This is a genomic window from Methylobacterium sp. Leaf361, assembly GCF_001424445.1.
Classification (GTDB): domain Bacteria; phylum Pseudomonadota; class Alphaproteobacteria; order Rhizobiales; family Beijerinckiaceae; genus Methylobacterium.
Genome location: NZ_LMPY01000007.1, coordinates 1 through 19,971 on the forward strand (window position 1 = coordinate 1; position 19,971 = coordinate 19,971).

Sequence of the window (19,971 nt, forward strand, 5' to 3'; positions counted from 1 at the left end):
CCCGCGCGTACTTGGCCGACACCTGGGTTCCCGCGGCGTCCCGCGTCCCTCGTGCTCGCCTCCCGGGCCATGCCCCCGGCGCCACGCGCGCGCGGGGACGATCACGCGCACCCGAACGGCGGACGAAGGGCAGGGATGCGTGAAGTTGCGCCGCACCGTTGTTCCCTCGCCCGAGAAATCGGTCTACACGGCCGCTCCCTCGAAACCGCTTACCTGCCCCGTATGCAGGACTGAGCCCGGAGACGCTCGTACCATGCCGATTCTCACCTTCCCCGACGGCAACACGCGGGAGATCGCCGCCGGCACGACCGGCCGGGCCGTGGTCGAGGGCATCGCCAAGTCGCTGGCCAAGCGCACCGTCGCCATGGCGCTCGACGGCACGGTCGCCGACCTCGACGACCCGATCGACCGCGATGCCCGCATCGAGTTCCTGGACCGCACCGACCCGCGCAGCCTGGAGCTGATCCGGCACGACTGCGCGCACGTGCTCGCCGAGGCCGTGCAGGCGCTCTGGCCGGAGACGCAGGTCACGATCGGCCCGGTGATCGAGAACGGCTTCTACTACGACTTCCATCGCGAGACCCCGTTCACGCCCGAGGACTTCCCGAAGATCGAGGCGAAGATGCGCGAGATCATCGCGCGCGACGCGCCCTTCACGAAGGAAGTCTGGACGCGCGAGGACGTGCGGGCGCTGTTCGCCGGCAAGGGCGAGGGCTTCAAGGTCGAGCTGGTCGACGCGATCCCGCCGGGCGAGGACCTGAAGATCTACCGCCAGGGCGACTGGTTCGACCTCTGCCGCGGCCCGCACATGACCTCGACGGCCAAGGTCGGCACCGCCTTCAAGCTGATGAAGGTCGCGGGGGCCTACTGGCGCGGCGACTCGAACAACCCGATGCTGACCCGCATCTACGGAACGGCCTGGGCGAACCAGGCCGATCTCGACGATTACCTGCACCGGCTGGAGGAGGCCGAGCGCCGCGACCACCGACGGCTCGGCCGCGAGATGGACCTGTTCCACTTCCAGGAGGAGGGGCCGGGCGTCGTCTTCTGGCACGCCAAGGGCTGGACGATCTTCCAGGAGCTGATCGCCTACATGCGCCGGCGCCTGCGCGGCGACTACGCCGAGGTGAACGCCCCGCAGATCCTCGACAAGGCCCTGTGGGAGACCTCCGGCCACTGGGGCTGGTACCGGGAGAACATGTTCGCCGCGCAGTCCGCGGGCGAGGAGGCCGAGGACAAGCGCTGGTTCGCCCTCAAGCCGATGAACTGCCCGGGCCACGTGCAGATCTTCAAGCACGGCTTGAAATCCTACCGCGACCTGCCCCTGCGCATGGCCGAGTTCGGGATCGTCCACCGCTACGAGCCGTCCGGCGCCATGCACGGGCTGATGCGCGTGCGCGGCTTCACGCAGGACGACGCCCACGTCTTCTGCACCGAGGACCAGCTCGCCGACGAGTGCCTGAAGATCAACGACCTGATCCTCTCGACCTACGCGGATTTCGGCTTCGACCAGATCGTCGTGAAGCTCTCGACCCGGCCCGAGAAGCGCGTCGGCTCCGACGCCCTCTGGGACCACGCCGAGGACGTGATGACCCGCGTGCTGGCGCAGATCGAGGAGCAGTCGGCCGGCCGGATCAAGACGGCGGTCAACCCGGGGGAGGGCGCGTTCTACGGGCCCAAATTCGAGTACGTGCTGCGCGACGCCATCGGCCGCGACTGGCAATGCGGGACCACGCAGGTGGACTTCAACCTGCCCGAGCGGTTCGGCGCCTTCTACATCGACGCCGACGGCGCCCGGAAGCCGCCCGTGATGGTCCACCGGGCGATCTGCGGCTCGATGGAGCGCTTCACCGGCATCCTGATCGAGCACTTCGCCGGGCACTTCCCCCTGTGGCTGGCGCCGGTCCAGGTGGTGGTGGCGACGATCACCGGCGAGGCCGATCCCTACGCCCGGGACGTCATCCGCACCCTGGAGCGCGCCGGCCTGCGGGTCGAGGCGGATCTGCGCAACGAGAAGATCAACTACAAGGTCCGCGAGCACTCGCTCGCCAAGGTGCCGGTGCTGCTGGCGCTCGGCCGCCGCGAGGCGGAGGAGCGCACGGTCTCGATCCGGCGGCTCGGCAGCCAGCAGACCCGCACGCTGCCGCTGAGCGAGGCCGTGGCGGCCTTCGTGGAGGAGGCGACCGCGCCCGACATCCGCCGCGCCGAGGCCGTCGCCGCGACGGTCCCGACCAGCGACACGGTGCTCGACGGCCATCACGGCCCGCACGACGCGCCCTGACGCGCCGCCGATAGACGCCGTCCCGGGACCGTGCGGCGGCACCCGGGACGGCGGCGCGGCCCGACCGCGCGGACCCGTCGACCGACAGAGTTCGCGCGCCGCGATCACCACCTCAACTTGCGGATGGTCAATCTCCGCGAAGATCGCTCAACGCGCACGACTTTCGTCAAGGCTGGCGAAAGGAATCCCATTCTATGAAGACCGGAGACTAATTTCCGAGCCGGCACGTTCCGGCGATCGCCCGACGACGCTGTCGGGCGTTTCGGGGGACCGGCCACGGCGGCGGAGGCGGGCAGGGCGGCGACGAGGCTGGCGCGGCGCCACCGGCAGGCGGCCTGCGCCCGGCGCCAGGACGGACTCGGCCGCGGGCGCAAGCTCGGACCCGGCATCGTCCAGGCGCTGGACTCGCTGCCGCACGGCCTGTGCCTGTTCGATTCCGCCGACCGGCTGCTGTTCGTGAGCGACGGGTTCCGGCGCCTGTTCGGCCCGCCCGCGAACCGGATCCGGCCCGGCATGCATGCCCGGGCGGTGGGCGCGGCGAGCGCCGCGGGGGCGGTCCCGGCCGACCGGGATCCCTGCGGCCTCTGGGCGGCGCGGCGGCTCCTCGCCCGGGGCGCGACCGACGCCGTGGTCCAGACGCTCGCGGACGGGCGCCAGGTCGCGATCACGCTGCACCCGCAGGCCGGCGGCGGCTGGACCGCCCTGTGGGAGGACGTGACCGAGCGCCGCCGGGCGGAGTCGCTCCTGCGCTACATGGCCCACCACGACCCGCTGACCGGCCTGCCGAACCGCCACCTGTTCGCGGCCCGGCTCGACCGGACCCTGGCCGACCTCGACGGCGCGCCCTGCGCGCTGCTGTGCCTCGACCTCGACGGCTTCAAGCCGGTGAACGACCGCCACGGGCACGCGGTGGGCGACGCGCTCCTGCGACACCTGGCCGAGCGCCTGCGGGCGGCGCTGGGCGCCGGGGATTGCGCCGCGCGGCTCGGGGGCGACGAGTTCACCATCCTGCTCGGCGACGCGGCGCCGGCGCCGGCCCTAGGCTTCGCCCTGCGCCTCCAGGCGCGCCTCGCCGAGCCGTACGATCTCGGGACCGGATCGCCGATCCGCATCGGCGCGGCGATCGGCGTGGCCTGCGCGCCGCTGCACGCCACCCGGGCTGAGGCCCTGGTGGAGCGGGCGGACGCGGCGATGTACGCGGCCAAGCGCCTCGGCCACCCCTACCTGTGGGACGACGCGCTGGATCTCGGGCCGGTCGGTCCGGGCGCCGCGGCCCCGACCTGAGGCGGCCGGGACGGCCTCAGCGCGCTTTCTCGTGCTCCGCGAGGCCCACGGCCCTGTAATCGTAGGTCGGGAAGAACTCGGTCCGGTACGCGCCCCAGGCGGTGTCCTCCAGGACGCGGTTGACCTCGCGCAGGCGGGAGGCGGGCAGCCGCAGGACGATGATCTGCCCGATCCCCATGACGACGTTCCACGAGACGACCTCGATGCCCGGCGGCGGGAAGGCCTTGTAGAAGCCCTGCCTGGCGAGTTGCGCGTTCAGCTCCGCCAGCGGGCGGGACTGGTCGTGGCGCAGGAAGACCGTCAGCAGCACGGCGTTGTCGGCCGTCGCCGCGGCGGATCCCGTGGGCGGGGGCGGCGCGGTCTGCGCCCCTGCCGGTCCGGCGGCGACGAGCAGCAGGAGCGCCGCCGCGAGCGGGCCGGTCAGACCTGTTGAGCGTCGCATGCGATCTCCCGCTTTCCCGACCCGCGCGCGGCCGGGCCGTCAGCCGCCCTCGACATCGTAGGAGAGCCGCAGGCGCAGGCGGACCGCGCCCTGCTCGTCGCGCACGGCGAGCACGTAATCCTGCCGCTCCATCGGATCGGTCAAGCCCTGCGCGAGCCGCGTCAGGATCCGCACCGCCTGCGCCCGCGCCGCGGCGAGATCCGGAAGATCGAAGCCGTCGCGGTCGCGAACCAAGTTGGCGCCGTCGTGGAGGTCGATGAAATAGCGGGGCACGGATGCGAGCTCGGCGAGCGCCGGAGCTCGCAAGGATCTGTCTCCGCTGTTTCTACGTAGTTTCCGGAGGGCCGCAATCGGAGGTCGCCCGTGTCGCACCCCCAGACGCGGCCGGATGTAAGCCGGCGCCCGCGGACGGCGTCAGCCCCCCAGCAGGCTCTCGGCGAAATCGTCCGGAACGGTCCCGAACTGGCCGAGGATCGTGACGCCCTCGAGTTCCCCGGTCTCGTCGTCGGCCACGACCCTGAGGGCCGCCGCGCCCGGCATGCGGGCGGCCAGCGCCTCCGCTTTCTTGAGGGCGCCGAACTCGCTCTGCGCGGGCTCCTGACGGGCCGGCCGCAGGCGGTTCCGGTGCAGCTCGAACGGCTGCACGAGGTAGGTGGTCTTCAGGGCCATTCCGGCCTCGTCGGCGCGGCGGGCGGTGGCGAACGGACCGCGGCGCGGTCCGCTACAGGCTGCGGGTGGTCACCCCGAGGGCGAGCAGGGCGTAGGCGCCGATGAAGAACCATTGCCGGTGCGCCACGACGGTTTTTCCGACCATCGGGATGCGCGTGTAGAGGCTGGCCACGGCGAGGCCGATCAGCACGGCCGACACCAGGAACGTGAGCAGGCGCGGGGCGGAGAGCGTGGGCATGCCCCATGCTCCGCCGGTACGCTTACCGAACCGTTACCGGTCGAGCCCGGGCACGAGGGGGCGGTACGCCGTCAACGGGCCCTGCGTCCCGGGAAGCAGGCCGACCTCGGCGAGCCACAGGACCATGATCGCTCCGGCCAGGAGCGTCGCGAGCGAGGCCAGCCGCCCGGTCCACCGCCGCAGGACGAACATGGCGACCACGACGGCCAGCAGGGCGATGAGGAGGGCGAGCATCAGCATGGCCGCGCCATGCCACGACCGGGGCGCCGCGTCACCGCGGATGACGGCGGAACGGCCCACCGGCCGGGCCGGACCGACTTCAAGTCCGCCAGATGCACGTTCTGGTCGTTCTGCAGAGCGGAAACTCTACCGCAGTCGATAGGCCGCCTCGGACGGCGCTCGGAAATACTCCGCCGGAAATCGCCAGAAATGGCCGCCCGATCTCCGCGGCGGGCACCCCGATCATGCACCGGAAGCGGCCCGCCAACGGTTTTGTAACTTGCATTCAGTTCTCAAAAGTAGCAGATCCCGGGCGAGGGGCACACCAGGAATCTTACAGTGTCAGAAGAAACCACAGGGCCCAACTCCAACTTCATCGAGCTGGCGGGCGATATCGTCGCCGCCTACGTGTCGAACAATCCGGTGCCGGCCGCGGAGCTGCCGGCCCTGATCGCGCGCGTCCACGGCGCGATCAGCGGGCTCGTCACCGGGACTCTGACGGCGGAGATCGGGGCGGTTCCGCAGGCCGAGGTCGAGAAGCCGAGCGCGGCCCAGATCCGCAAGTCGGTCCGGCACGACGGGATCGTCAGCTTCATCGACGGCAAGACCTACAAGACGCTGAAGCGCCACCTGACCAGCCACGGCCTGGATCCGCGCAGCTACCGCGACCGCTACGGCCTGCCGGCGGACTATCCGATGGTCGCGCCGAGCTACGCCGAGCAGCGCTCCGCCCTCGCCAAGGCGATCGGCCTGGGCCAGCCCGGCGCCATGGCCGAGCGCGAGCGCAAGGGCCGCAAGGCCGCCTGAGGATGACGACCTCCGGGGGCGCCCCGCTCGGCGGGGCCCCCTCGTAACGAAGCGCCGCGGAGCCCGGCGCCTCGTGCCGCCGCGCGGCCCGGAGCCGCGCCGAGACCGTTGCATCGTCGCCACACACGTCCAGGACATCGCGGGACACGGACAAGCTGCCACACTCTGCACAAAGCTGATGCGCACGCCGGGGCCCGAGGATGCTACCGAAGGGGTCGGCGAGATGAAGCGAGAGCAGACGATGACGAGTTCGGTCGTGCCGTTCCCGGCGCATATCGCGCCCGCGGTCGTGGACGAGGACACCGCGTCGATCATCGCCGTGCTGCAGGATCAGCTGGCCCTGGCCCGCGAGGGTCGCCTGCGCTCGGTGGCGGTCGTCTCCGTCTCGGCCGATGGCGAGGCGGTCGGCACGCAATGGTCCTGCAAGGGCTCCGATATCAGCAACCTGATCGGCAAGCTGACCGTCCTGACTCACGACCTGATGGCCGCCCGGAAGTGACCGGCCGGATCTGACGGGGCGGGCGCGGCCCGCCCGGTGCGGCGTTCCGGAGACGGCTCCGGCATCGGCCAGAAGGAATGCCCCGGATGACTCGCGCCCTGCTGTTCGCCGCCCTCCTGGGAACGGCGGTCGTGCCGGGCACCGCCCGGGCTGCCGAGGAGGCAGACGACACCAAGCGCGCGGAGACGATCCGGGGTCTCGTGCGGATCGTCGGCGCGCAGGCCGGCATCGTCCTGCACTGCCGCAAGCACTACACCATCGACGACACGGTGTCCGAGGGCCTGTCCCGCACGGTCCGCCGAGCCCTCGACGCCGGCCTCGGCCACCAGCGTGCCCGGAACGCCATCGCCGAGGAGGGCCGGCGGGTCGCGGACGAGATCGCCGCGGTCGGACCGGAGCAATGGTGCGCCGACCAGCGCGACCTGCTCAACACGGACGGCGTCCGCGTCTTCATCGACTGACCGCGCCGGATCCCGTCCCGGCGGGGCACTCCCCGCGGCCGGCCGGTCGATGCCCCTCGTGAAGGGCAGCCCTGGCCGCGCGCGGCGTCAGTCCGGCGCGCGGATCAGATGAGAGCGGCATTCCGGCCGCTGTTCCGCAGTGCAGAACAGATGAGCGCCTTGTTCACCGTGCTCTCGTCTGTCATGCTTCGACGACGGACGAGACTGAACAGATCAAGCCGGTCGCACTCGTCCGTTTACAAGAGCCCTCAAGGGCCGCGAGACCGGCGCATAGGGAAACGCCATGTCTCGATCGATCCTGCTGGCCCTCGCTCTCGTCGTCTGCGGGGCCGCCGTGACGCTGTTCGCCTTCCTGCGCGCGCCCCAGTCGAGGGAGTTCGCCGGGTGGGATGCGGCCTTCATGGGCGGCATCGGGGCCGTCGCGCTGGGCTTTCTCACCACCCTCGTCGAGGTCGTGACCGAGTAGGTCGATCCTGAGGCCGGTCACACGCGCCGAGCGGTCCGACCGAGGCCGTCTCCGTCCCTGCGGCTCCGTCGCCCCGGTCGCTCCGCGGGCGTCGGTGCTCCGCGGATCCGGCATCCGGCCGAGCGCGCAAGAAGAGCGCAGAATTCACAGGGACGGCAGCTTCCCGACAATTCGAGGCATTTCGCAAACCGCCCTTGAACCCGGGTGACCGATCCTGTCGGGCAGAGGTTCTCGAGGCGGTGATGTTCGAACGACGCAGCGCTCCACGCACGCTTCTCAACGAGACCGGCAGCATCTCGGTCGACGAGCATCGAAGCTTGCCGTGCATCGTCTACGACCGGTCGGCCGGCGGCGTGCGGGTCGCGCTCCCGGATGCCGAGATCGTTCCGGACAGCTTCATCCTCAGCATCGATGCGAGCAGCGAGATCCTCGTCTGCCGCGCCATCTGGCGCAAGGCGGAGGAGATCGGCGCCACGACCGACATCCCCGAGACGGCGCGGTCGGGCCGCGCGAACCTCTGGCGCGAACTCGAGGCGACCTGACAGGCGCCTGCCTCGGGTCGACCGGCGCTCGGCGCGGCCAGAGTGTCGTCGGCAGGGTCGGGGGCGGCGGGGCTCCCGGCGCGCGCCGACGCGTGTCACTCCCAGTCGATGTTGAGCGAGCGCTCGAAGGCGGCCGCGGAGAGTTCCTTGCCCTTCGGATCGGCGACCGTGATCTCGCGGAAGCCGCGCCGGGCCAGCTCCCAGGTCTTCTCCATCGCCTGCTCGTCCGTCCCGCAGGCGAACGTCATGACGCGCCCGGACGGATCAATCCCCTTGACGGTGAACACACCACTCTCCCTGCTCGCACCTCCCATATAGAGCCGCGATCCGCGTCGCGCCTCCCGCCATCGTGACGGAGCCCCGGGACCCGCACACGCCCCGTCGCGTTGGCTGCAGGCAGGGAGAGACCGCATGACGCGCGAGACCGCAGACCCGACGAGCCGCGGACCGGACGCGCGCGAGGTGGACGAGCCTCCGGCGGAGCGCGTCAAGGCGGCGCCGGCCACGATCCCGACCGAGGATCCCGAGGTCGGCCTCGCGCAGAAGGGCAGCGGGGAAGAGGCGATCGTCCGGCGCGAGACGGAGATCTGACCGGTCGCGCCGACGCGCGGGCGATCCCTGGATGCCGGTCCATGTGCGACGCACAAACGGGCCGGCCGCACCCGGATGGCGGCCGACAGGAGACCACGCATGGCACAGTGCATGGCACAGTCGTCGGGCCACGAGGTCCCGACCCAGATCCGCGACGTCGCCGGGACCGGTCTCGCGCAGGCCCGGACGGCCTTCGGAAGCGTCGTCGGAGCGGCGCGGCGCGCGCCCGACACGGTCCGCACGAAAGTGGTGCGAGGGCAGGATACGGCCCGGGAAGCGGCGGCCGCGGCTCGCGACGCCGCCGGGGCGGCGTCGCACTGAGCGGGAGAGCCGAGCGGCCTCTGGGCGGGTGGCCGGCGGCCCTTCGCGGCGCTGCCGGCCGTGTTCGGACGCGGAGTTGGAGATGATGTACGGGGAGGTTGGCCGCCTGGCGGATGAGAGCCTGCGGCTGGGCCTGAGACAGGCCGAGAACGCCGTCCTGCTCGCGATGGCGGCGCAGTATGCGTGGGCGGATCTGTGGTTCGAGGGGTACCGCGCGGCGGGGACCGCCCTCAGCACCGCGCGGGATCAGCGGGCGCGGACGCGGCGCCTGATCCGTCGCGGCGTGGAACCGTCGGTGGCCGCGCAGGAATTGCACATCGTCTGAGCGTCGGCCGGAGACGGAGCCGCCCGGGGCGCTCCGTCTCCGGCAGCCGGCTCAGCGGCTCGCCTCGACGGCGGCCTGGACGATCGGCCGGCCGAGGGACGAGACCGTCCGATTGACGGTCGCCGGCGCGGCGACGGGCTGGGGCGTGGTGGTCAGATCGTGGATCGCGCGGATCTGCTGGGCGGGCCGGGCCTGATCGCGATAGAGCGGCGGCGTCAGGTGCAGGCGGTCGTCGGCGGCGGCGAGGCCCGTGAAGGCCGCCGAGGTGAGCGCGGCCGACGCGAGGATGAGGATCGTGCGCATGGTGCGTCTCCGGTTCGATCGCGGTGTCGACCGCGGGATGCGATCGACCAGCGCATGAGACCACGGATTTGTGCGTCGCGGCATGCGTTTTTCGCATTGCACCATATCGCCAGGACGGCACGGTACTGCAGTGTTTCCCGGGAATTCTCAGCCCTGAATTCAGGCACCGATCCCGCGCGCCATGCATTCGATGCAAATGAACTAAACTTCCACCGGCACGTTCTCAAATCAAACTTGAGGAGCGTCTCATTTGTTTTTCGCGAGTGCCCTCGGATCGATCGAAATCGTCGGGCGAGCGCGAGCCTTGTTGGCGTCGCGGCCCGTGAGCGGCCCGTGACACGAATCAGAGATCGCGGCGCCAGACCCGCGTCACACAGGCACGCTAGAACCGCACGTCCCGCACGAGATCCCGACGCAGCACCACGAGAGCGCCGATGACGCCCTCCGACCTCGATAGACGAGCCGAACTGACCATCTGGCCCAAGGGCGCGCCGGCCCGTGCCGCGGAGGGGCGGCCGTTCGCGACCCTGCGCGAGGCCCTCGCCGTCGCGATCGCGGCGATGGAATCCGGCGAGGCCCAACCCTGGATCATCACCGAGGCCGGCGACATCCTCTCGCCGCGCTGGATCCAGGCGAATTCCCGAGCGCGGGCGCCGCACTAGCCGGCGCCGCGCCGGAGGCGGATCGGATCAGCAGCCGATGCAGATGTCGCGGACCACGTGCTGGTGACGCTGGCCGGTGCGCTGGTTCGGGAGCTGCCTGTCGATCGACGAGAGCCCGCTGCCCAGGCCCCGGAACCGGCGCTCGACCGCCGGAACGGAGGCCGCCCTGACCGGAGCGGGCGGCTCCTTGGCCGCGGCGGGGGCCGGTGCCGCCGTCGGAGCGGGCGCGGGCGCCCCGTTGGCCATGCCGGGATCGGGCAGGGTCAGGGCCATGCCCGGCACCGGCGGGACCTGCGCGAACTCGCCCGCGCGCGCCGGCAGGGGCGCGACGACCAGAAGCGCGACGGCCGGGACCGCGACGACGCGCCGGTTCAGCGGATGCATCACACTCTCCTGCCTCGGGAGCCGGCACGCCACGGACCCCGTGCCTCTGGGCCATCGCCGGGTCGGCGCCCGCTCCGATGACGGAACGGGGCCGGCCCCGGTTGTGCGCGGCGGAGCGGGGCGCCGCCACTCATCCATTCGGCGGAGCGTGCGCCGGGCGGCTCAGTAGGCTCGACCGTAGAAGGGCTGCGAGACCGGGCGATAGCGGTCGCTCACCGGCCACGTGTAGGGCTGCTCCTTGCCGGTGCGCAGGTCCGAGCGGAATTTCGGCTCGTTGAAGCCGATCCCGTGCAGGCCGGCCGTGCCCTTGGCGCCGTGGGCCTTCGGCCCGGCATCGCGCGCCAGGGCAGCGCCCGAGACGCCGATCACGAGAGCGGCCGCGAGCGAGACGCGGCCCAGCATGACGTTCATCTCTGTCTCCTGTCCCGGCCGAGGTGCCGGCACAGAAGGAACGGCAGCGGTTCGGCGCGGTTCCGGCCCCGGAGGCCGCTCAGAACCCCTGGCCGAGGCAGGCTTCGGCGAAGGGCCCGCCGCAGAGGTCGCCGGTCCGGACCGGCGCGGCCGCCGCGCCGCCGATCCCGGCACCGCCGATCGCCCCGCCGCCGGTCGGCAGGGTGCGGGCCGCCTGGGCGGGATCGTCCGCGGGCAGCCCGGGCGTCCCGGGGATCCCGGCGCCGCCCGTGCCGGCGCCGCCCGTCCCGGAAATCGTCGCGGCCGTGGCCCCGCTCGCGGCCGTTCCGGTCCCGAGCCCGAACAGTCCGAACAGACCGCCGGGGGACAGGGTGGCGCCCGTCGCGCCGATGCCCGACGCGGCCACGCCGCTGCCGAGACCGGCCGACGCGACGCCGGACGAGCCGGTCGCGAGCGAGGAGCCGAGGCTTCCGGCAGCGTTGAGGCCCGTGCCGACACCTACTCCGACGCCTGCGCCGGCACCTGCGCCGAGGCCGGCTCCCGAGAGCCCGGTGCCCAGGCCGGGGGACAGGCCCGACCCACCCCCGAGACCGCCCGTTCCGAGGGTCGGTGTCAGGAGGCTCCCCGCGGTCGAGCCCAGGCCCGTGCGGGACGCGCCGCTGAGGCCGCTGCGGGCACCGGTGGCGCCGATCGTCCCGCCGGTCCCGAGGGTCGTGCCGGTGACGCCGGCACCGCCGGTCGCGGTGGATCCCAGGCCGCCGAGCTGGCCCGTCGCGCCCGAACCAGCGGTCGTGGCGCCGAGCGTCGTCCCGGCCGAGAGGCCGCCCGACGCGCCGATGCGGCCGCCGCCACCGCCGCCGCCCCCGCCGAAGCTCAGCTGGCCGGCATTCACGAGGCCGCCGGTCTGCGCCGAGACGGTCGGGAACGGCCCGGTGGTGGAACTGCCGCCGAGGCTCAGCTGGCCCGGATTGGCGACGGGGGTGATCGGCTCAAGCGATGCCGACAGGCTCTGGGCCCCGGCCGGGACGGCGATCGCCGGCAGCAGGGCGGCGGCGAGGATGGATCGCATGGCACGCTCCTCAGCGGGGACGGGGCATGGCTCGGAAACCGGAGGGCGTCCGGCCGGTTCCGGCGGCGCGGGGACGCGGCGCGGCGCTGACCCGTGGGAGAAAGGAGGCCGCCGGCCTTCATGCTGCCGGAAAGACGGTGTGCTCTCGGCACCGGATCCGCCTGCCCCCACGTCCCGACCCGCGCCCGAACCTGCGACCGTGCCGTTGCCCGAAACTCTCGCCCAAGGCCTGCGCGGCGCCGGCTGGCTCGCCGGCCTTCCGGCCCTCGCGCTGATCTGGGCGAGCGCGACCCTCTACGCCGCCCCGCGGATCGCCGACGGCCTCGCGGCGGAGGGCGCGGCGATCGCCGCCGGCACGGCCACCGCCACCGGCGAGCCGTGGCTGCGCCTGGAGGCCGTCGGGCGCGACCTCGTGGCCGCCGGCGAGGCGCCGGACGTCGCCGAGCGCGCCACCGTGCTGTCCCGCCTCGCGGCCCTCGACGGCCCGCGCCGCATCGTCTCCGAACTCGGCATCGTGGAGACCGCCGCGCCCTTCCAGTGGGCGGCGATCCGCACGGGTCAGAACCGGATCGCCCTCGAAGGCAGCCGACCGGTGGAGATCGGCCGGCGGGCCCTGGAGGCGCGGATCGCCGGCGCCCTCGATCCCGGCACCGCCCTCGACGACACCGCCCGGGCCGCCCGGGGCGCGCCGCCGGATTTCGCCGGCGCGGCCGCGTTCCTGGCGGCCCGGCTCTCCGGCCTCGCCAAGGGCGGGCGGGCGGCGCTCAGCGACACCGTGCTCAGCCTGTCGGGCGAGGCCCTCGACGTGCCGGCCTACGAGGCCCTGCGGGCCGCCCTGTCGGACCCGCCGGAGGGGTTCAGCGTCGGGCGGGTCGAGATCCTGCCCCCGAAGGTGGCCGTGTACCGGTTCGCCGTGGAGAAATCGGGCCGGGGCATCGTCCTCGACGGCTTCGCCCCCTCGGCGGCCGACCGCGAGGCCGCCCTGCGCGCCGCCACCGAGGCCGCCGCGGGCGGCACCGTGGAGGACCGGCTCCTGGCCGCCCGGGGGCTCGACCCGGCGATCGACCCGAAGAGCCTCATCGCCTTCGCGTTCAAGCTCGCCGAGCTGATCCAGTCCGGGCAGGTCGTGTTCCGGGACGGGGCGGTCTCGGTGACCGGCGACGCCATCGACGGGCAGGCGCTCCCCGACGCCGAGGCGCTGATGCGCGAGGGCCGGCCCGCCGGCGTGGCGGCCGGGCGGGTGGCGCTCACGGCGCGGCCGCTCTCGCCCTACCGGGTGGCGATCCGCCGGACCGCCGACGCCGTGACCCTCACCGGCCACCTGCCGGACGCCGCGACCCGGGAGCGGGTACTGGCCGCCCTGCGCCCGCGCCTGTTCCGGGAGCCGGTCATCGACCGCACCCGCCTCGCCGACGGCGCCCCGCCGGATCTCGGGGACGCGCTGGCCGCCGCCGCCCCGCTGGTGACGAACCTCGCGGACGGGACCGTCGCGGTCTCGGACCGCGTCGTGACGCTCACCGGCGAGAGCCTCTACCGGGAGGGCGCCGCGCGCACCCCCGACCGGCTCGCCGAGGCGCTGCCCCCGGGCTGGACTGGGCAGGCCAGCGTCACGGCCCGGGACGCGGCGGAGCGGCGCGACCCCGCTACCTGCCGCGCCGACTTCACCGCCGCCCTGGCGGGGGCGGACCTGCACTTCCCCGCGGGCGGCGCCGTGCTGACGCCCGCCTTCTACCCGACCCTCGACGCGCTGGCCGCCCTGGCGAAGACCTGCCCGTCGCTGCGCGTCGCGGTCTCCGGCCCCGCCGACCCGGCGAAGCCGCCCGCGACCCCGGCCGCCGGACCGGCAGCGGGGGAGGGGGCGACCGCCGAGCCGACCCGGGTCGCCGACGCCGCCAAGCCCGCCACCCCCGCGTCGCCGGCCCCGGCGCCCAAGGAAGCCGCGACGCACGCGGCCAAAATCGCGGCCAAGGACGCGGCCAAGGACGCGACGAAGGATCGGAGCAAGGCGGGCGCGGCCAGGAAGGAGCCGGCCGCGCCCGGCAAGGCGGCGGCGAAGAAGCCCGCCGAGGCCCCCGACGAGCCGCCGGTCGACCTGCCGCGCCTGCGCGCCCAGGCGGTGGTGGAGTACCTCCTTCAGGCCGGAGCCCGGCCGGAGCAGGTCACGGCCGGGCCGGACGGGCCGGCCGGCCCCGTCGTCTTCGCGCTGCTGCCGTGAGGGAGATCCGCTCCGCCGCGCGCCCGCCAGCCGGGCCGCGCCCATCCGCGCGCCCGGCCGCGCGCCACCATCGCGCCCGCAGGGAGGCCGGACGGCCGTGACGCTGCTGCTCGCCGGATTCTGGCCCGGGCTCGCCGGGGCGGCCGCGCTCGGCCTCGTGGTCGGCGCGCTGGTCGGCTGGCCGGACCGCCTCGCCGCCTCGCTGGGGCTCTGCGTGGTCGCGGGACTCGTGGCCGCGGCGGCGATCGCCGGGTTCGTGCCCGGGCTGCCCGGCCTGTGGCTCGACGGCGCGGCCCTGATGCTGCCGGTCTACTGCGCGGCCTGCCTGCTCGGGGCGCTGGGACGCCGCCTCGCCGGCCGGACCTGACGGCGCGGGAACCTCTCCGCCCCCCGACGGCGTTTTTCCGGCAGAAAGGGCCCCAGGGCCCGCCCCGAACCCGGAGAGGCCGCGATGCCCAGGACCGTCGACCGTCCCCATCCCGCGCGACGCCGCGCCGTTCGCCTGCCGCGCCCCCGCGCCGGCGCCGCCGCCACCGGCCTGTTCCTGGCCGGACTGATCCTCTCGGCCGCGACGGTGCCGCTGGTCGAGCCCGCCGACGCCACGACCGGTGGCGGCACCGCGCAGGCGGCGCTCGCGACGCCGGCCCGCTGAGCGAGGCAACCCGCGCCCGCCCCGGAATGTTGTTCGCCCGGGCCCGTCCGGCCCGGGCCTAGGGGGGAGACGCGCATGGGACTGCTCGAATCGGCGATCGGCGGCGTGCTCGGTCAGGTGTTCGGCGGGCAGAAGCAGGGGTCCGGGGGCATGTCGCCCCTGGTCAAGGCGCTGCTGATGCTGCTGCTCGCCAAGGGCGCCAGCGGCGGCTTCGGCGACATCTTCGGCCGCGGGCGCCAGGGCGAGCCCGGCCCCGAGGCCGACCGCTCCGGCGGCGCCGGACCCTACGGGCGCGATCCCGGCCAGCACCCCGCCGATGCCGGTGGGCGCCGTCCTCCGGAAGAGGGCGGCGATATCGGCGGCTGGGACCAGTACGGCGGCCGCCGCGACGGCGGCCCGGGCGGGCCGTCGGACCCGTCCCTGCCGCCCGGCGACTTCTCGGACCTCTCCGGCATGCTCGACGGCCCCGGCGACGCCCCGCCGCCGAGCCGCGCCGCCCCGGACGGGCAGGGGGACCTCGGCGGCCTCGACGGGCTGGTCGACCGGTTCCGCCAGGGCGGCCTCGGCGACGTGATCGAGTCCTGGATCGGCCACGGCACCAACCGCCCGGTGGCCCCGGACCAGCTCGCCCGGGCGCTCGGCCCCGACACGGTGGACACCCTCCAGCAGCAGACCGGGATGGACCGCGAGACCCTGCTGTCGCAGCTCGCCCAGGCGCTGCCGGAGGTGGTGCACACGCTCACGCCGCAGGGGCGGGTGCCGGGCGAGGCGGAGCGGCGGGGATGGTAGCCGGGCACGGGGTCAGGGGCCGCGCGGCGCGCCCGCCGCGGATCCCGATCACGACGGCATCCTGAAGGGCCCGGGCGCTGCGCGCGCTCGAAGACGCCCTCCGTCGCGGATGCCGCGCGGGAGGTCAGGATCTCGGTGCGCGCGGGCTCTCGCCCGCAGCGCGCACGGATCCGGACCCAGCGACGCGGGTTTCGGGAGCAGCCTCGGCGGGCACGATCGCCCGTTCGGAGGCCGCATTCCGCATGTCGGACGGAAGTCGGAGCGTCGGGACGAGGTGCGGCCGGTGTCGCGGTCGGACGGCGACGCGCCTACGCGACCCGCCGCATCACCAGCGACGCGTTCGTCCCGCCGAACCCGAAGGAGTTCGACAGCACCACGTCGACCTGCTTGCGCTTCGCCTCGAATGGCACGAGGTCGATCTTGGTCTGGACGGAGGGGTTGTCGAGGTTGAGCGTTGGCGGGATGACGTTGTCGCGCAGGACGAGGATCGAGAAGATCGCCTCGACCGAGCCGGCGGCGCCCAGCAGGTGGCCGACCGAGCTCTTGGTGGACGACATGGTCGCGCTCGCGGCGGCGTCGCCCAGGAGGCGCTCCACGGCCTTCAGCTCCAGCTCGTCGCCCATGGGCGTCGAGGTGCCGTGGGCGTTGATGTAGCCGATCTCGGACGGCGAGATCCCGGCGCGCTTCACCGCGGCGGTCATGCAGCGGAAGGCGCCGTCGCCGTCCGGAGAGGGGGAGGTGATGTGGTAGGCGTCGCCCGAGAGGCCGTAGCCCACCACCTCGGCGTAGATCTTCGCGCCGCGGGCCTTGGCGTGCTCGTACTCCTCCAGCACCACGATGCCGGCGCCCTCGCCCATGAGGAAGCCGTCGCGGTCGCGGTCGTAGGGGCGGGAGGCCTTCTCGGGCGTGTCGTTGAAGCCCGTGGTCAAGGCCCGGCAGGCGGAGAAGCCCGCGATCGACAGGCGGTTCACCGGCGACTCGGCGCCGCCCGCCACCATCACGTCGGCGTCGCCGAGCGCGATCAGGCGGCTCGCGTCGCCGATGGCGTGGGCGCCCGTGGAGCAGGCCGTCACCACGGCGTTGTTGGGGCCCTTGAGGCCGTGGGCGATCGAGACCTGGCCGGAGGCGAGGTTGATGATCCGGCCCGGGATGAAGAACGGCGAGATCCGGCGCGGGCCCTTCTCGTGCAGGGTCACGGAGGCGTCGTAGATGCCGCCGATGCCGCCGATGCCGGAGCCGATCAGCACGCCGGTGGCGCACTGGTCCTCGTGGCTCTTAGGAAGCCAGCCGGCATCCTTCAGCGCCTCGTCGGCCGCCGCCATCGCGTAGACGATGAACGGGTCGACCTTGCGCTGCTCCTTCACCTCCATCACGAGGTCGGGGTTGAAGGTGCCGTCGGTGCCGTCGCCGAACGGGACCTGCGCGGCGATCCGGCAGGGCAGGTCGGCGGATTCGAAGCCGCGGATCGGGCCGGCGCCGCTGTCGCCCGCGATCAGCCGGCTCCAGGTGTGCTCCACCCCGCAGCCGAGCGGCGTGACCATCCCCAGACCCGTGACCACCACCCGCCGCATGTGCCCTGTCCCGTCTTGAGGCGCCGCCCCGCCGGCACCGCCGCGGTCGCGCATCGTCCTAACTCGCTCGGAGGCAGAATCGGTCCCCGCGGGCCCCGTCACGACTCCGAGCCTTGAAACGCATAACGGCGCGGGGGCTGTTTCGCCTCACCCGCGCCGCGTCAAACCCGGTCCCCGGCGCCTTTAGGCGGCGGAGTTCTTCTCCAGGAACTTCACGGCGTCGCCGACCGTCTGGATGGTCTCGGCAGCGTCGTCCGGGATCTCGACGTTGAATTCCTCCTCGAAGGCCATGACCAGCTCGACGGTGTCGAGGCTGTCGGCACCGAGGTCGTCGATGAAGTTGGCGCTCTCGACCACCTTCTCGGGCTCCACGCCCAGGTGCTCGACGACGATCTTCTTCACGCGCTCAGCGATATCGCTCATCGGTCTTCCGTCCTCGTCCTTCTGGTCTGTCAGTCTTCTCGGGGTGGTGCCGTGGCCGCGTCGCGCCCCTGCGGGCTTGTTGTGACGGGCCGGTGTCCGATCGCGCGTGCTTCTGAGGTGAACCGGCGCGTGAGCCGGGACGCCCCCGCCGGAGGGCCTTGGACTGAAAACCCGCTGAACCGTCAACCCCCTGTACGGCTGCGGGGCGTGGTAGCACAGGGTTCCAGCGCTGGCGAGGGCCCGTTCAGAAAGCCTTCATGGGTGTGGCACTTGCGTGTCGGCGGGGGTGATTCGCGCGCCGTTCCCGCCGGCCGGGAACCGGTATACGCGCTCTAGTACATGGCCATCCCGCCATTCACGTGCAGCGTGTGGCCGGTGACGTAGCCCGCCTCCGCGGAGGCGAGGTAGAGGCAGGCCGCCGCGACCTCCGACCCCTCGCCGAGCCGCCCGGCGGGCACGCGGGCGAGGATGCCCTCGCGCTGCTTCTCGTTGAGGGCGTCGGTCATGGGCGAGCTGATGAAGCCCGGGGCGATGCAGTTGACGGTGATTCCCCGCGAGGCGACCTCGGCGGCGAGCGCCTTGGTCATGCCGACGAGCCCCGCCTTGGCGGCGGCGTAGTTGCCCTGGCCGGGATTGCCGGTGCTGCCGACCACCGAGCCGATGTTGACGATCCGCCCGGAGCGGCGGCGCATCATGCCCTTCACGGCGGCCCGCGACAGGCGGAAGGCGGCGGTGAGGTTGACGGCGATCACCTGCTCCCACTCCTCGTCCTTCATCCGCATGAAGAGGTTGTCGCGGGTGATGCCGGCATTGTTCACGAGGATGTCGAGCGGGCCGATCGCGGCCTCGGCGGCCGGGACGAGGCCCTCGACCGAGTCCTTGTCGGACAGGTCGGCCGCGACCGGGCTGGCGCGCTCGCCGAGTTCGGCCGCGAGCGCCTCCAGGGCCGCGGGCCGCGTGCCCGAGAGCGCCACGGCGGCGCCCTGCGCGTGCAGGGCCCGGGCGATCGCCTGGCCGAGGCCGCCGGTCGCGCCGGTGACGAGGGCCTTGCGGCCGGTGAGGTCGAACATGCGGGACTCCGTCGGATCAGAGCGCGCGGGTCAGAGCGCGAAGGCGGCGACGTCGGCGGGGGTGCCGATTGCGGCGGCGCTCGCCTGGGGGGCGACGCGCTTGACGAGGCCGGTCAGCACCTTCCCGGCGCCGAGCTCGTAGAACCGGTCGACGCCGGAGGCCGCCATGGCGGCGACGCTCTCGCGCCAGCGCACGGTGCCGGTGACCTGCTCGACCAGGGCCGCGCGGATCGCCTCCGGATCGGTGACCGGGGCGGCCGCGACGTTGGCGTAGAGGGTGACGCGCGGGGCCGCCAGGGCGACGGCGGCGAGCGCCCGGGCCATGGCCTCGGCGGCCGGGGCCATCAGGCGGCAGTGGAACGGCGCCGAGACGTTGAGCATCACGGCGCGCTTGATCCCGCGGCCGGTGGCGATGCCGACAGCGCGCTCCACGGCCGCGCGGTCGCCGGAGAGCACCACCTGGCCGCCGCCGTTGTCGTTGGCGACGTCGCAGACCGCGCCGTCGCCGGCCTCGTCGGCCGCCGCCTCGGCGACGGACCGGGCGGCCTCGAGATCGGTGCCGATCAGCGCCGCCATGGCGCCGGCGCCCGGCGCGACGGCCGCCTGCATGGCCTCGCCGCGCAGGCGCAGCAGCCTGGCGGCGTCCGCGACGGTCAGGCTGCCGGCGGCCGCGAGCGCGGCGTACTCGCCGAGCGAGTGGCCGGCCACGCAGGCGACGTCGCGCCCGAGGTCGAGGCAGCGCTCGGCCTCCAGCACGCGCAGCACCGCGAGGCTCGCCGCCATCAGGGCCGGCTGGGCGTTGGTCGTGAGGGTCAGCGCCTCGACCGGCCCCTCGAACATCAGCCGCGACAGGTTCTCGCCCAGGGCGGCGTCGACCTCGTCGAGCACGGCCCGGGCCTGCGGGAAGGCCTCGGCGAGGTCCCGCGCCATGCCGACCGCCTGGCTGCCCTGGCCCGGAAAGATGAGTGCGCGCATGTTGCGTCCTGGTCGCCGACGCCGCGCGGCGCGCGAACGCCGCCCGTGTCGGCCGAAACTCTGGAATGGCGCGCGCACTCGCACCCGCGGCGCTGGGTGTCAACAATGCGCCGCACCATATGCCGCAGCGACGCGGTCCTCCGGCCCCTCGGCGTCCGGCCCGACCGGACCGGCACGCGCGCCGGACGCGCGCCGGGTTCGCGCCGGACGCGCGCCCCGCGCAACCCGCTGTGCTTGTTGCACAACGGCATCCGGTGTAGAGTGGCGCCATACCCGACATCACCCGTCGCTCAAGCCCAAGG

At 73.7% G+C, this 19,971-nt stretch carries 29 protein-coding genes; 15 read left to right on the forward strand and 14 right to left on the reverse strand.

Annotated features, from left to right (window positions below):
- Window positions 1-253 precede the first annotated feature (253 nt).
- Both thrS and ASG32_RS06885 read left to right on the forward strand, forming a co-directional pair.
- Window positions 254-2,281: a threonine--tRNA ligase gene (gene thrS / locus ASG32_RS06880; protein WP_056523858.1), complete on the forward strand. Its 2,028-nt coding sequence runs from the start codon at window positions 254-256 to the stop codon at window positions 2,279-2,281.
- A gap of 309 nt (window positions 2,282-2,590) precedes the next feature.
- The gene (locus tag ASG32_RS06885) at window positions 2,591-3,565 is read left to right on the forward strand and encodes a sensor domain-containing diguanylate cyclase (protein ID WP_056523861.1); all 975 of its coding nucleotides are present in this window, start codon (window positions 2,591-2,593) and stop codon (window positions 3,563-3,565) included.
- Window positions 3,566-3,581: 16 nt separating this feature from the next.
- Here ASG32_RS06885 and ASG32_RS06890 read toward each other — a convergent pair whose 3' ends face one another.
- From ASG32_RS06890 to ASG32_RS06910, 5 genes are all read right to left on the reverse strand, one after another.
- On the reverse strand, window positions 3,582-4,007 hold the full coding sequence (locus tag ASG32_RS06890) for a hypothetical protein (RefSeq protein ID WP_056523866.1): 426 nt from the start codon (window positions 4,005-4,007) through the stop codon (window positions 3,582-3,584).
- A gap of 39 nt (window positions 4,008-4,046) precedes the next feature.
- A complete protein-coding gene (locus tag ASG32_RS06895; protein ID WP_026605249.1) occupies window positions 4,047-4,280 on the reverse strand; it encodes a hypothetical protein in 234 nt (77 codons plus the stop codon).
- Window positions 4,281-4,421: 141 nt separating this feature from the next.
- Window positions 4,422-4,676 carry a hypothetical protein gene (locus ASG32_RS06900; RefSeq protein ID WP_020095183.1) on the reverse strand — a complete coding sequence of 85 codons (255 nt, stop codon included), beginning with the start codon at window positions 4,674-4,676 and terminating at the stop codon, window positions 4,422-4,424.
- A gap of 52 nt (window positions 4,677-4,728) precedes the next feature.
- Window positions 4,729-4,914 (reverse strand): hypothetical protein, encoded by a 186-nt coding sequence (locus ASG32_RS06905; protein ID WP_012318898.1) that lies wholly within the window; start codon window positions 4,912-4,914, stop codon window positions 4,729-4,731.
- Between the two features lie 33 nt (window positions 4,915-4,947).
- Window positions 4,948-5,154 (reverse strand): hypothetical protein, encoded by a 207-nt coding sequence (locus ASG32_RS06910; protein ID WP_026605250.1) that lies wholly within the window; start codon window positions 5,152-5,154, stop codon window positions 4,948-4,950.
- A gap of 318 nt (window positions 5,155-5,472) precedes the next feature.
- Here ASG32_RS06910 and ASG32_RS06915 point away from each other — a divergent pair, with 318 nt between their 5' ends.
- The 5 genes from ASG32_RS06915 (at window position 5,473) to ASG32_RS06935 (ending at window position 7,908) form a co-directional block, all read left to right on the forward strand.
- Window positions 5,473-5,940, forward strand: coding sequence for a MucR family transcriptional regulator (locus ASG32_RS06915; RefSeq protein WP_020095185.1), 468 nt, complete (start codon window positions 5,473-5,475; stop codon window positions 5,938-5,940).
- Window positions 5,941-6,163: 223 nt separating this feature from the next.
- Window positions 6,164-6,439 carry a hypothetical protein gene (locus ASG32_RS06920; protein WP_026605251.1) on the forward strand — a complete coding sequence of 92 codons (276 nt, stop codon included), beginning with the start codon at window positions 6,164-6,166 and terminating at the stop codon, window positions 6,437-6,439.
- Window positions 6,440-6,525: 86 nt separating this feature from the next.
- On the forward strand, window positions 6,526-6,900 hold the full coding sequence (locus ASG32_RS06925; RefSeq protein WP_056523868.1) for a hypothetical protein: 375 nt from the start codon (window positions 6,526-6,528) through the stop codon (window positions 6,898-6,900).
- A 283-nt stretch (window positions 6,901-7,183) separates the two neighbouring features.
- The gene (locus ASG32_RS06930) at window positions 7,184-7,366 is read left to right on the forward strand and encodes a hypothetical protein (protein ID WP_020095188.1); all 183 of its coding nucleotides are present in this window, start codon (window positions 7,184-7,186) and stop codon (window positions 7,364-7,366) included.
- Window positions 7,367-7,608: 242 nt separating this feature from the next.
- Window positions 7,609-7,908, forward strand: a complete 300-nt coding sequence (locus tag ASG32_RS06935; RefSeq protein WP_020095189.1) for a PilZ domain-containing protein — start codon at window positions 7,609-7,611, stop codon at window positions 7,906-7,908.
- Window positions 7,909-8,003: 95 nt separating this feature from the next.
- Here ASG32_RS06935 and ASG32_RS06940 read toward each other — a convergent pair whose 3' ends face one another.
- Window positions 8,004-8,195, reverse strand: coding sequence for a hypothetical protein (locus ASG32_RS06940; RefSeq protein ID WP_020095190.1), 192 nt, complete (start codon window positions 8,193-8,195; stop codon window positions 8,004-8,006).
- Window positions 8,196-8,319: 124 nt separating this feature from the next.
- Here ASG32_RS06940 and ASG32_RS06945 point away from each other — a divergent pair, with 124 nt between their 5' ends.
- From ASG32_RS06945 to ASG32_RS06955, 3 genes are all read left to right on the forward strand, one after another.
- Window positions 8,320-8,499 carry a hypothetical protein gene (locus tag ASG32_RS06945; protein WP_056523869.1) on the forward strand — a complete coding sequence of 60 codons (180 nt, stop codon included), beginning with the start codon at window positions 8,320-8,322 and terminating at the stop codon, window positions 8,497-8,499.
- 99 nt (window positions 8,500-8,598) lie between these two features.
- Window positions 8,599-8,820, forward strand: coding sequence for a hypothetical protein (locus tag ASG32_RS06950; RefSeq protein WP_056523872.1), 222 nt, complete (start codon window positions 8,599-8,601; stop codon window positions 8,818-8,820).
- An 82-nt stretch (window positions 8,821-8,902) separates the two neighbouring features.
- Window positions 8,903-9,145 carry a hypothetical protein gene (locus tag ASG32_RS06955; protein WP_020095193.1) on the forward strand — a complete coding sequence of 81 codons (243 nt, stop codon included), beginning with the start codon at window positions 8,903-8,905 and terminating at the stop codon, window positions 9,143-9,145.
- A 51-nt stretch (window positions 9,146-9,196) separates the two neighbouring features.
- Here ASG32_RS06955 and ASG32_RS06960 read toward each other — a convergent pair whose 3' ends face one another.
- Window positions 9,197-9,448: a hypothetical protein gene (locus tag ASG32_RS06960; RefSeq protein WP_056523875.1), complete on the reverse strand. Its 252-nt coding sequence runs from the start codon at window positions 9,446-9,448 to the stop codon at window positions 9,197-9,199.
- A 434-nt stretch (window positions 9,449-9,882) separates the two neighbouring features.
- Here ASG32_RS06960 and ASG32_RS06965 point away from each other — a divergent pair, with 434 nt between their 5' ends.
- Window positions 9,883-10,110, forward strand: a complete 228-nt coding sequence (locus ASG32_RS06965; RefSeq protein WP_056523877.1) for a hypothetical protein — start codon at window positions 9,883-9,885, stop codon at window positions 10,108-10,110.
- A 27-nt stretch (window positions 10,111-10,137) separates the two neighbouring features.
- Here ASG32_RS06965 and ASG32_RS06970 read toward each other — a convergent pair whose 3' ends face one another.
- The 3 genes from ASG32_RS06970 to ASG32_RS06980 form a co-directional block, all read right to left on the reverse strand.
- Window positions 10,138-10,494 carry a hypothetical protein gene (locus tag ASG32_RS06970; RefSeq protein WP_056523883.1) on the reverse strand — a complete coding sequence of 119 codons (357 nt, stop codon included), beginning with the start codon at window positions 10,492-10,494 and terminating at the stop codon, window positions 10,138-10,140.
- Window positions 10,495-10,656: 162 nt separating this feature from the next.
- Window positions 10,657-10,905, reverse strand: coding sequence for a hypothetical protein (locus ASG32_RS06975; protein ID WP_020095196.1), 249 nt, complete (start codon window positions 10,903-10,905; stop codon window positions 10,657-10,659).
- 79 nt (window positions 10,906-10,984) lie between these two features.
- A complete protein-coding gene (locus ASG32_RS06980) occupies window positions 10,985-11,974 on the reverse strand; it encodes a hypothetical protein (RefSeq protein ID WP_056523885.1) in 990 nt (329 codons plus the stop codon).
- A 199-nt stretch (window positions 11,975-12,173) separates the two neighbouring features.
- On the opposite strand from ASG32_RS06980, the gene ASG32_RS06985 reads away from it, so the two are divergent.
- The 4 genes from ASG32_RS06985 (at window position 12,174) to ASG32_RS07000 (ending at window position 15,630) form a co-directional block, all read left to right on the forward strand.
- Window positions 12,174-14,189: a BON domain-containing protein gene (locus ASG32_RS06985; RefSeq protein WP_244491837.1), complete on the forward strand. Its 2,016-nt coding sequence runs from the start codon at window positions 12,174-12,176 to the stop codon at window positions 14,187-14,189.
- Between the two features lie 97 nt (window positions 14,190-14,286).
- Complete coding sequence (locus ASG32_RS06990; protein WP_020095199.1) at window positions 14,287-14,556, forward strand: hypothetical protein; 270 nt, start codon at window positions 14,287-14,289, stop codon at window positions 14,554-14,556.
- An 84-nt stretch (window positions 14,557-14,640) separates the two neighbouring features.
- Window positions 14,641-14,841, forward strand: coding sequence for a hypothetical protein (locus ASG32_RS06995; protein ID WP_020095200.1), 201 nt, complete (start codon window positions 14,641-14,643; stop codon window positions 14,839-14,841).
- Between the two features lie 75 nt (window positions 14,842-14,916).
- Complete coding sequence (locus ASG32_RS07000) at window positions 14,917-15,630, forward strand: YidB family protein (RefSeq protein WP_056523891.1); 714 nt, start codon at window positions 14,917-14,919, stop codon at window positions 15,628-15,630.
- A 308-nt stretch (window positions 15,631-15,938) separates the two neighbouring features.
- On the opposite strand, the gene fabF is transcribed toward ASG32_RS07000, so the two are convergent.
- The 4 genes from fabF to fabD all read right to left on the reverse strand — a co-directional run bounded on the left by fabF (window position 15,939) and on the right by fabD (window position 19,669).
- The gene (gene fabF / locus ASG32_RS07005; RefSeq protein WP_056523892.1) at window positions 15,939-17,201 is read right to left on the reverse strand and encodes a beta-ketoacyl-ACP synthase II; all 1,263 of its coding nucleotides are present in this window, start codon (window positions 17,199-17,201) and stop codon (window positions 15,939-15,941) included.
- A 183-nt stretch (window positions 17,202-17,384) separates the two neighbouring features.
- On the reverse strand, window positions 17,385-17,624 hold the full coding sequence (locus ASG32_RS07010) for an acyl carrier protein (RefSeq protein WP_007559070.1): 240 nt from the start codon (window positions 17,622-17,624) through the stop codon (window positions 17,385-17,387).
- A gap of 332 nt (window positions 17,625-17,956) precedes the next feature.
- On the reverse strand, window positions 17,957-18,694 hold the full coding sequence (gene fabG / locus ASG32_RS07015) for a 3-oxoacyl-[acyl-carrier-protein] reductase (protein WP_056523896.1): 738 nt from the start codon (window positions 18,692-18,694) through the stop codon (window positions 17,957-17,959).
- 30 nt (window positions 18,695-18,724) lie between these two features.
- Complete coding sequence (gene fabD / locus ASG32_RS07020; RefSeq protein WP_056523899.1) at window positions 18,725-19,669, reverse strand: ACP S-malonyltransferase; 945 nt, start codon at window positions 19,667-19,669, stop codon at window positions 18,725-18,727.
- Window positions 19,670-19,971: the final 302 nt, after the last annotated feature.

Coding starts and splice junctions, on each gene's coding strand:
- ASG32_RS06965 (WP_056523877.1), top strand. CDS start 9,883: ATGACGCCCTCCGACCTCGATAGACGAGCCGAACTGACCATCTGGCCC.
- fabD (WP_056523899.1), bottom strand. CDS start 19,669: ATGCGCGCACTCATCTTTCCGGGCCAGGGCAGCCAGGCGGTCGGCATG.
- ASG32_RS06970 (WP_056523883.1), bottom strand. CDS start 10,494: ATGCATCCGCTGAACCGGCGCGTCGTCGCGGTCCCGGCCGTCGCGCTT.
- ASG32_RS06960 (WP_056523875.1), bottom strand. CDS start 9,448: ATGCGCACGATCCTCATCCTCGCGTCGGCCGCGCTCACCTCGGCGGCC.
- ASG32_RS06900 (WP_020095183.1), bottom strand. CDS start 4,676: ATGGCCCTGAAGACCACCTACCTCGTGCAGCCGTTCGAGCTGCACCGG.
- ASG32_RS06935 (WP_020095189.1), top strand. CDS start 7,609: ATGTTCGAACGACGCAGCGCTCCACGCACGCTTCTCAACGAGACCGGC.
- ASG32_RS07000 (WP_056523891.1), top strand. CDS start 14,917: ATGGGACTGCTCGAATCGGCGATCGGCGGCGTGCTCGGTCAGGTGTTC.
- ASG32_RS06890 (WP_056523866.1), bottom strand. CDS start 4,007: ATGCGACGCTCAACAGGTCTGACCGGCCCGCTCGCGGCGGCGCTCCTG.
- thrS (WP_056523858.1), top strand. CDS start 254: ATGCCGATTCTCACCTTCCCCGACGGCAACACGCGGGAGATCGCCGCC.
- ASG32_RS06905 (WP_012318898.1), bottom strand. CDS start 4,914: ATGCCCACGCTCTCCGCCCCGCGCCTGCTCACGTTCCTGGTGTCGGCC.
- ASG32_RS06975 (WP_020095196.1), bottom strand. CDS start 10,905: ATGAACGTCATGCTGGGCCGCGTCTCGCTCGCGGCCGCTCTCGTGATC.
- ASG32_RS06995 (WP_020095200.1), top strand. CDS start 14,641: ATGCCCAGGACCGTCGACCGTCCCCATCCCGCGCGACGCCGCGCCGTT.
- ASG32_RS06980 (WP_056523885.1), bottom strand. CDS start 11,974: ATGCGATCCATCCTCGCCGCCGCCCTGCTGCCGGCGATCGCCGTCCCG.
- ASG32_RS07010 (WP_007559070.1), bottom strand. CDS start 17,624: ATGAGCGATATCGCTGAGCGCGTGAAGAAGATCGTCGTCGAGCACCTG.
- fabG (WP_056523896.1), bottom strand. CDS start 18,694: ATGTTCGACCTCACCGGCCGCAAGGCCCTCGTCACCGGCGCGACCGGC.
- ASG32_RS06955 (WP_020095193.1), top strand. CDS start 8,903: ATGATGTACGGGGAGGTTGGCCGCCTGGCGGATGAGAGCCTGCGGCTG.
- ASG32_RS06950 (WP_056523872.1), top strand. CDS start 8,599: ATGGCACAGTGCATGGCACAGTCGTCGGGCCACGAGGTCCCGACCCAG.
- ASG32_RS06920 (WP_026605251.1), top strand. CDS start 6,164: ATGAAGCGAGAGCAGACGATGACGAGTTCGGTCGTGCCGTTCCCGGCG.
- ASG32_RS06910 (WP_026605250.1), bottom strand. CDS start 5,154: ATGCTGATGCTCGCCCTCCTCATCGCCCTGCTGGCCGTCGTGGTCGCC.
- ASG32_RS06930 (WP_020095188.1), top strand. CDS start 7,184: ATGTCTCGATCGATCCTGCTGGCCCTCGCTCTCGTCGTCTGCGGGGCC.
- ASG32_RS06925 (WP_056523868.1), top strand. CDS start 6,526: ATGACTCGCGCCCTGCTGTTCGCCGCCCTCCTGGGAACGGCGGTCGTG.
- ASG32_RS06945 (WP_056523869.1), top strand. CDS start 8,320: ATGACGCGCGAGACCGCAGACCCGACGAGCCGCGGACCGGACGCGCGC.
- fabF (WP_056523892.1), bottom strand. CDS start 17,201: ATGCGGCGGGTGGTGGTCACGGGTCTGGGGATGGTCACGCCGCTCGGC.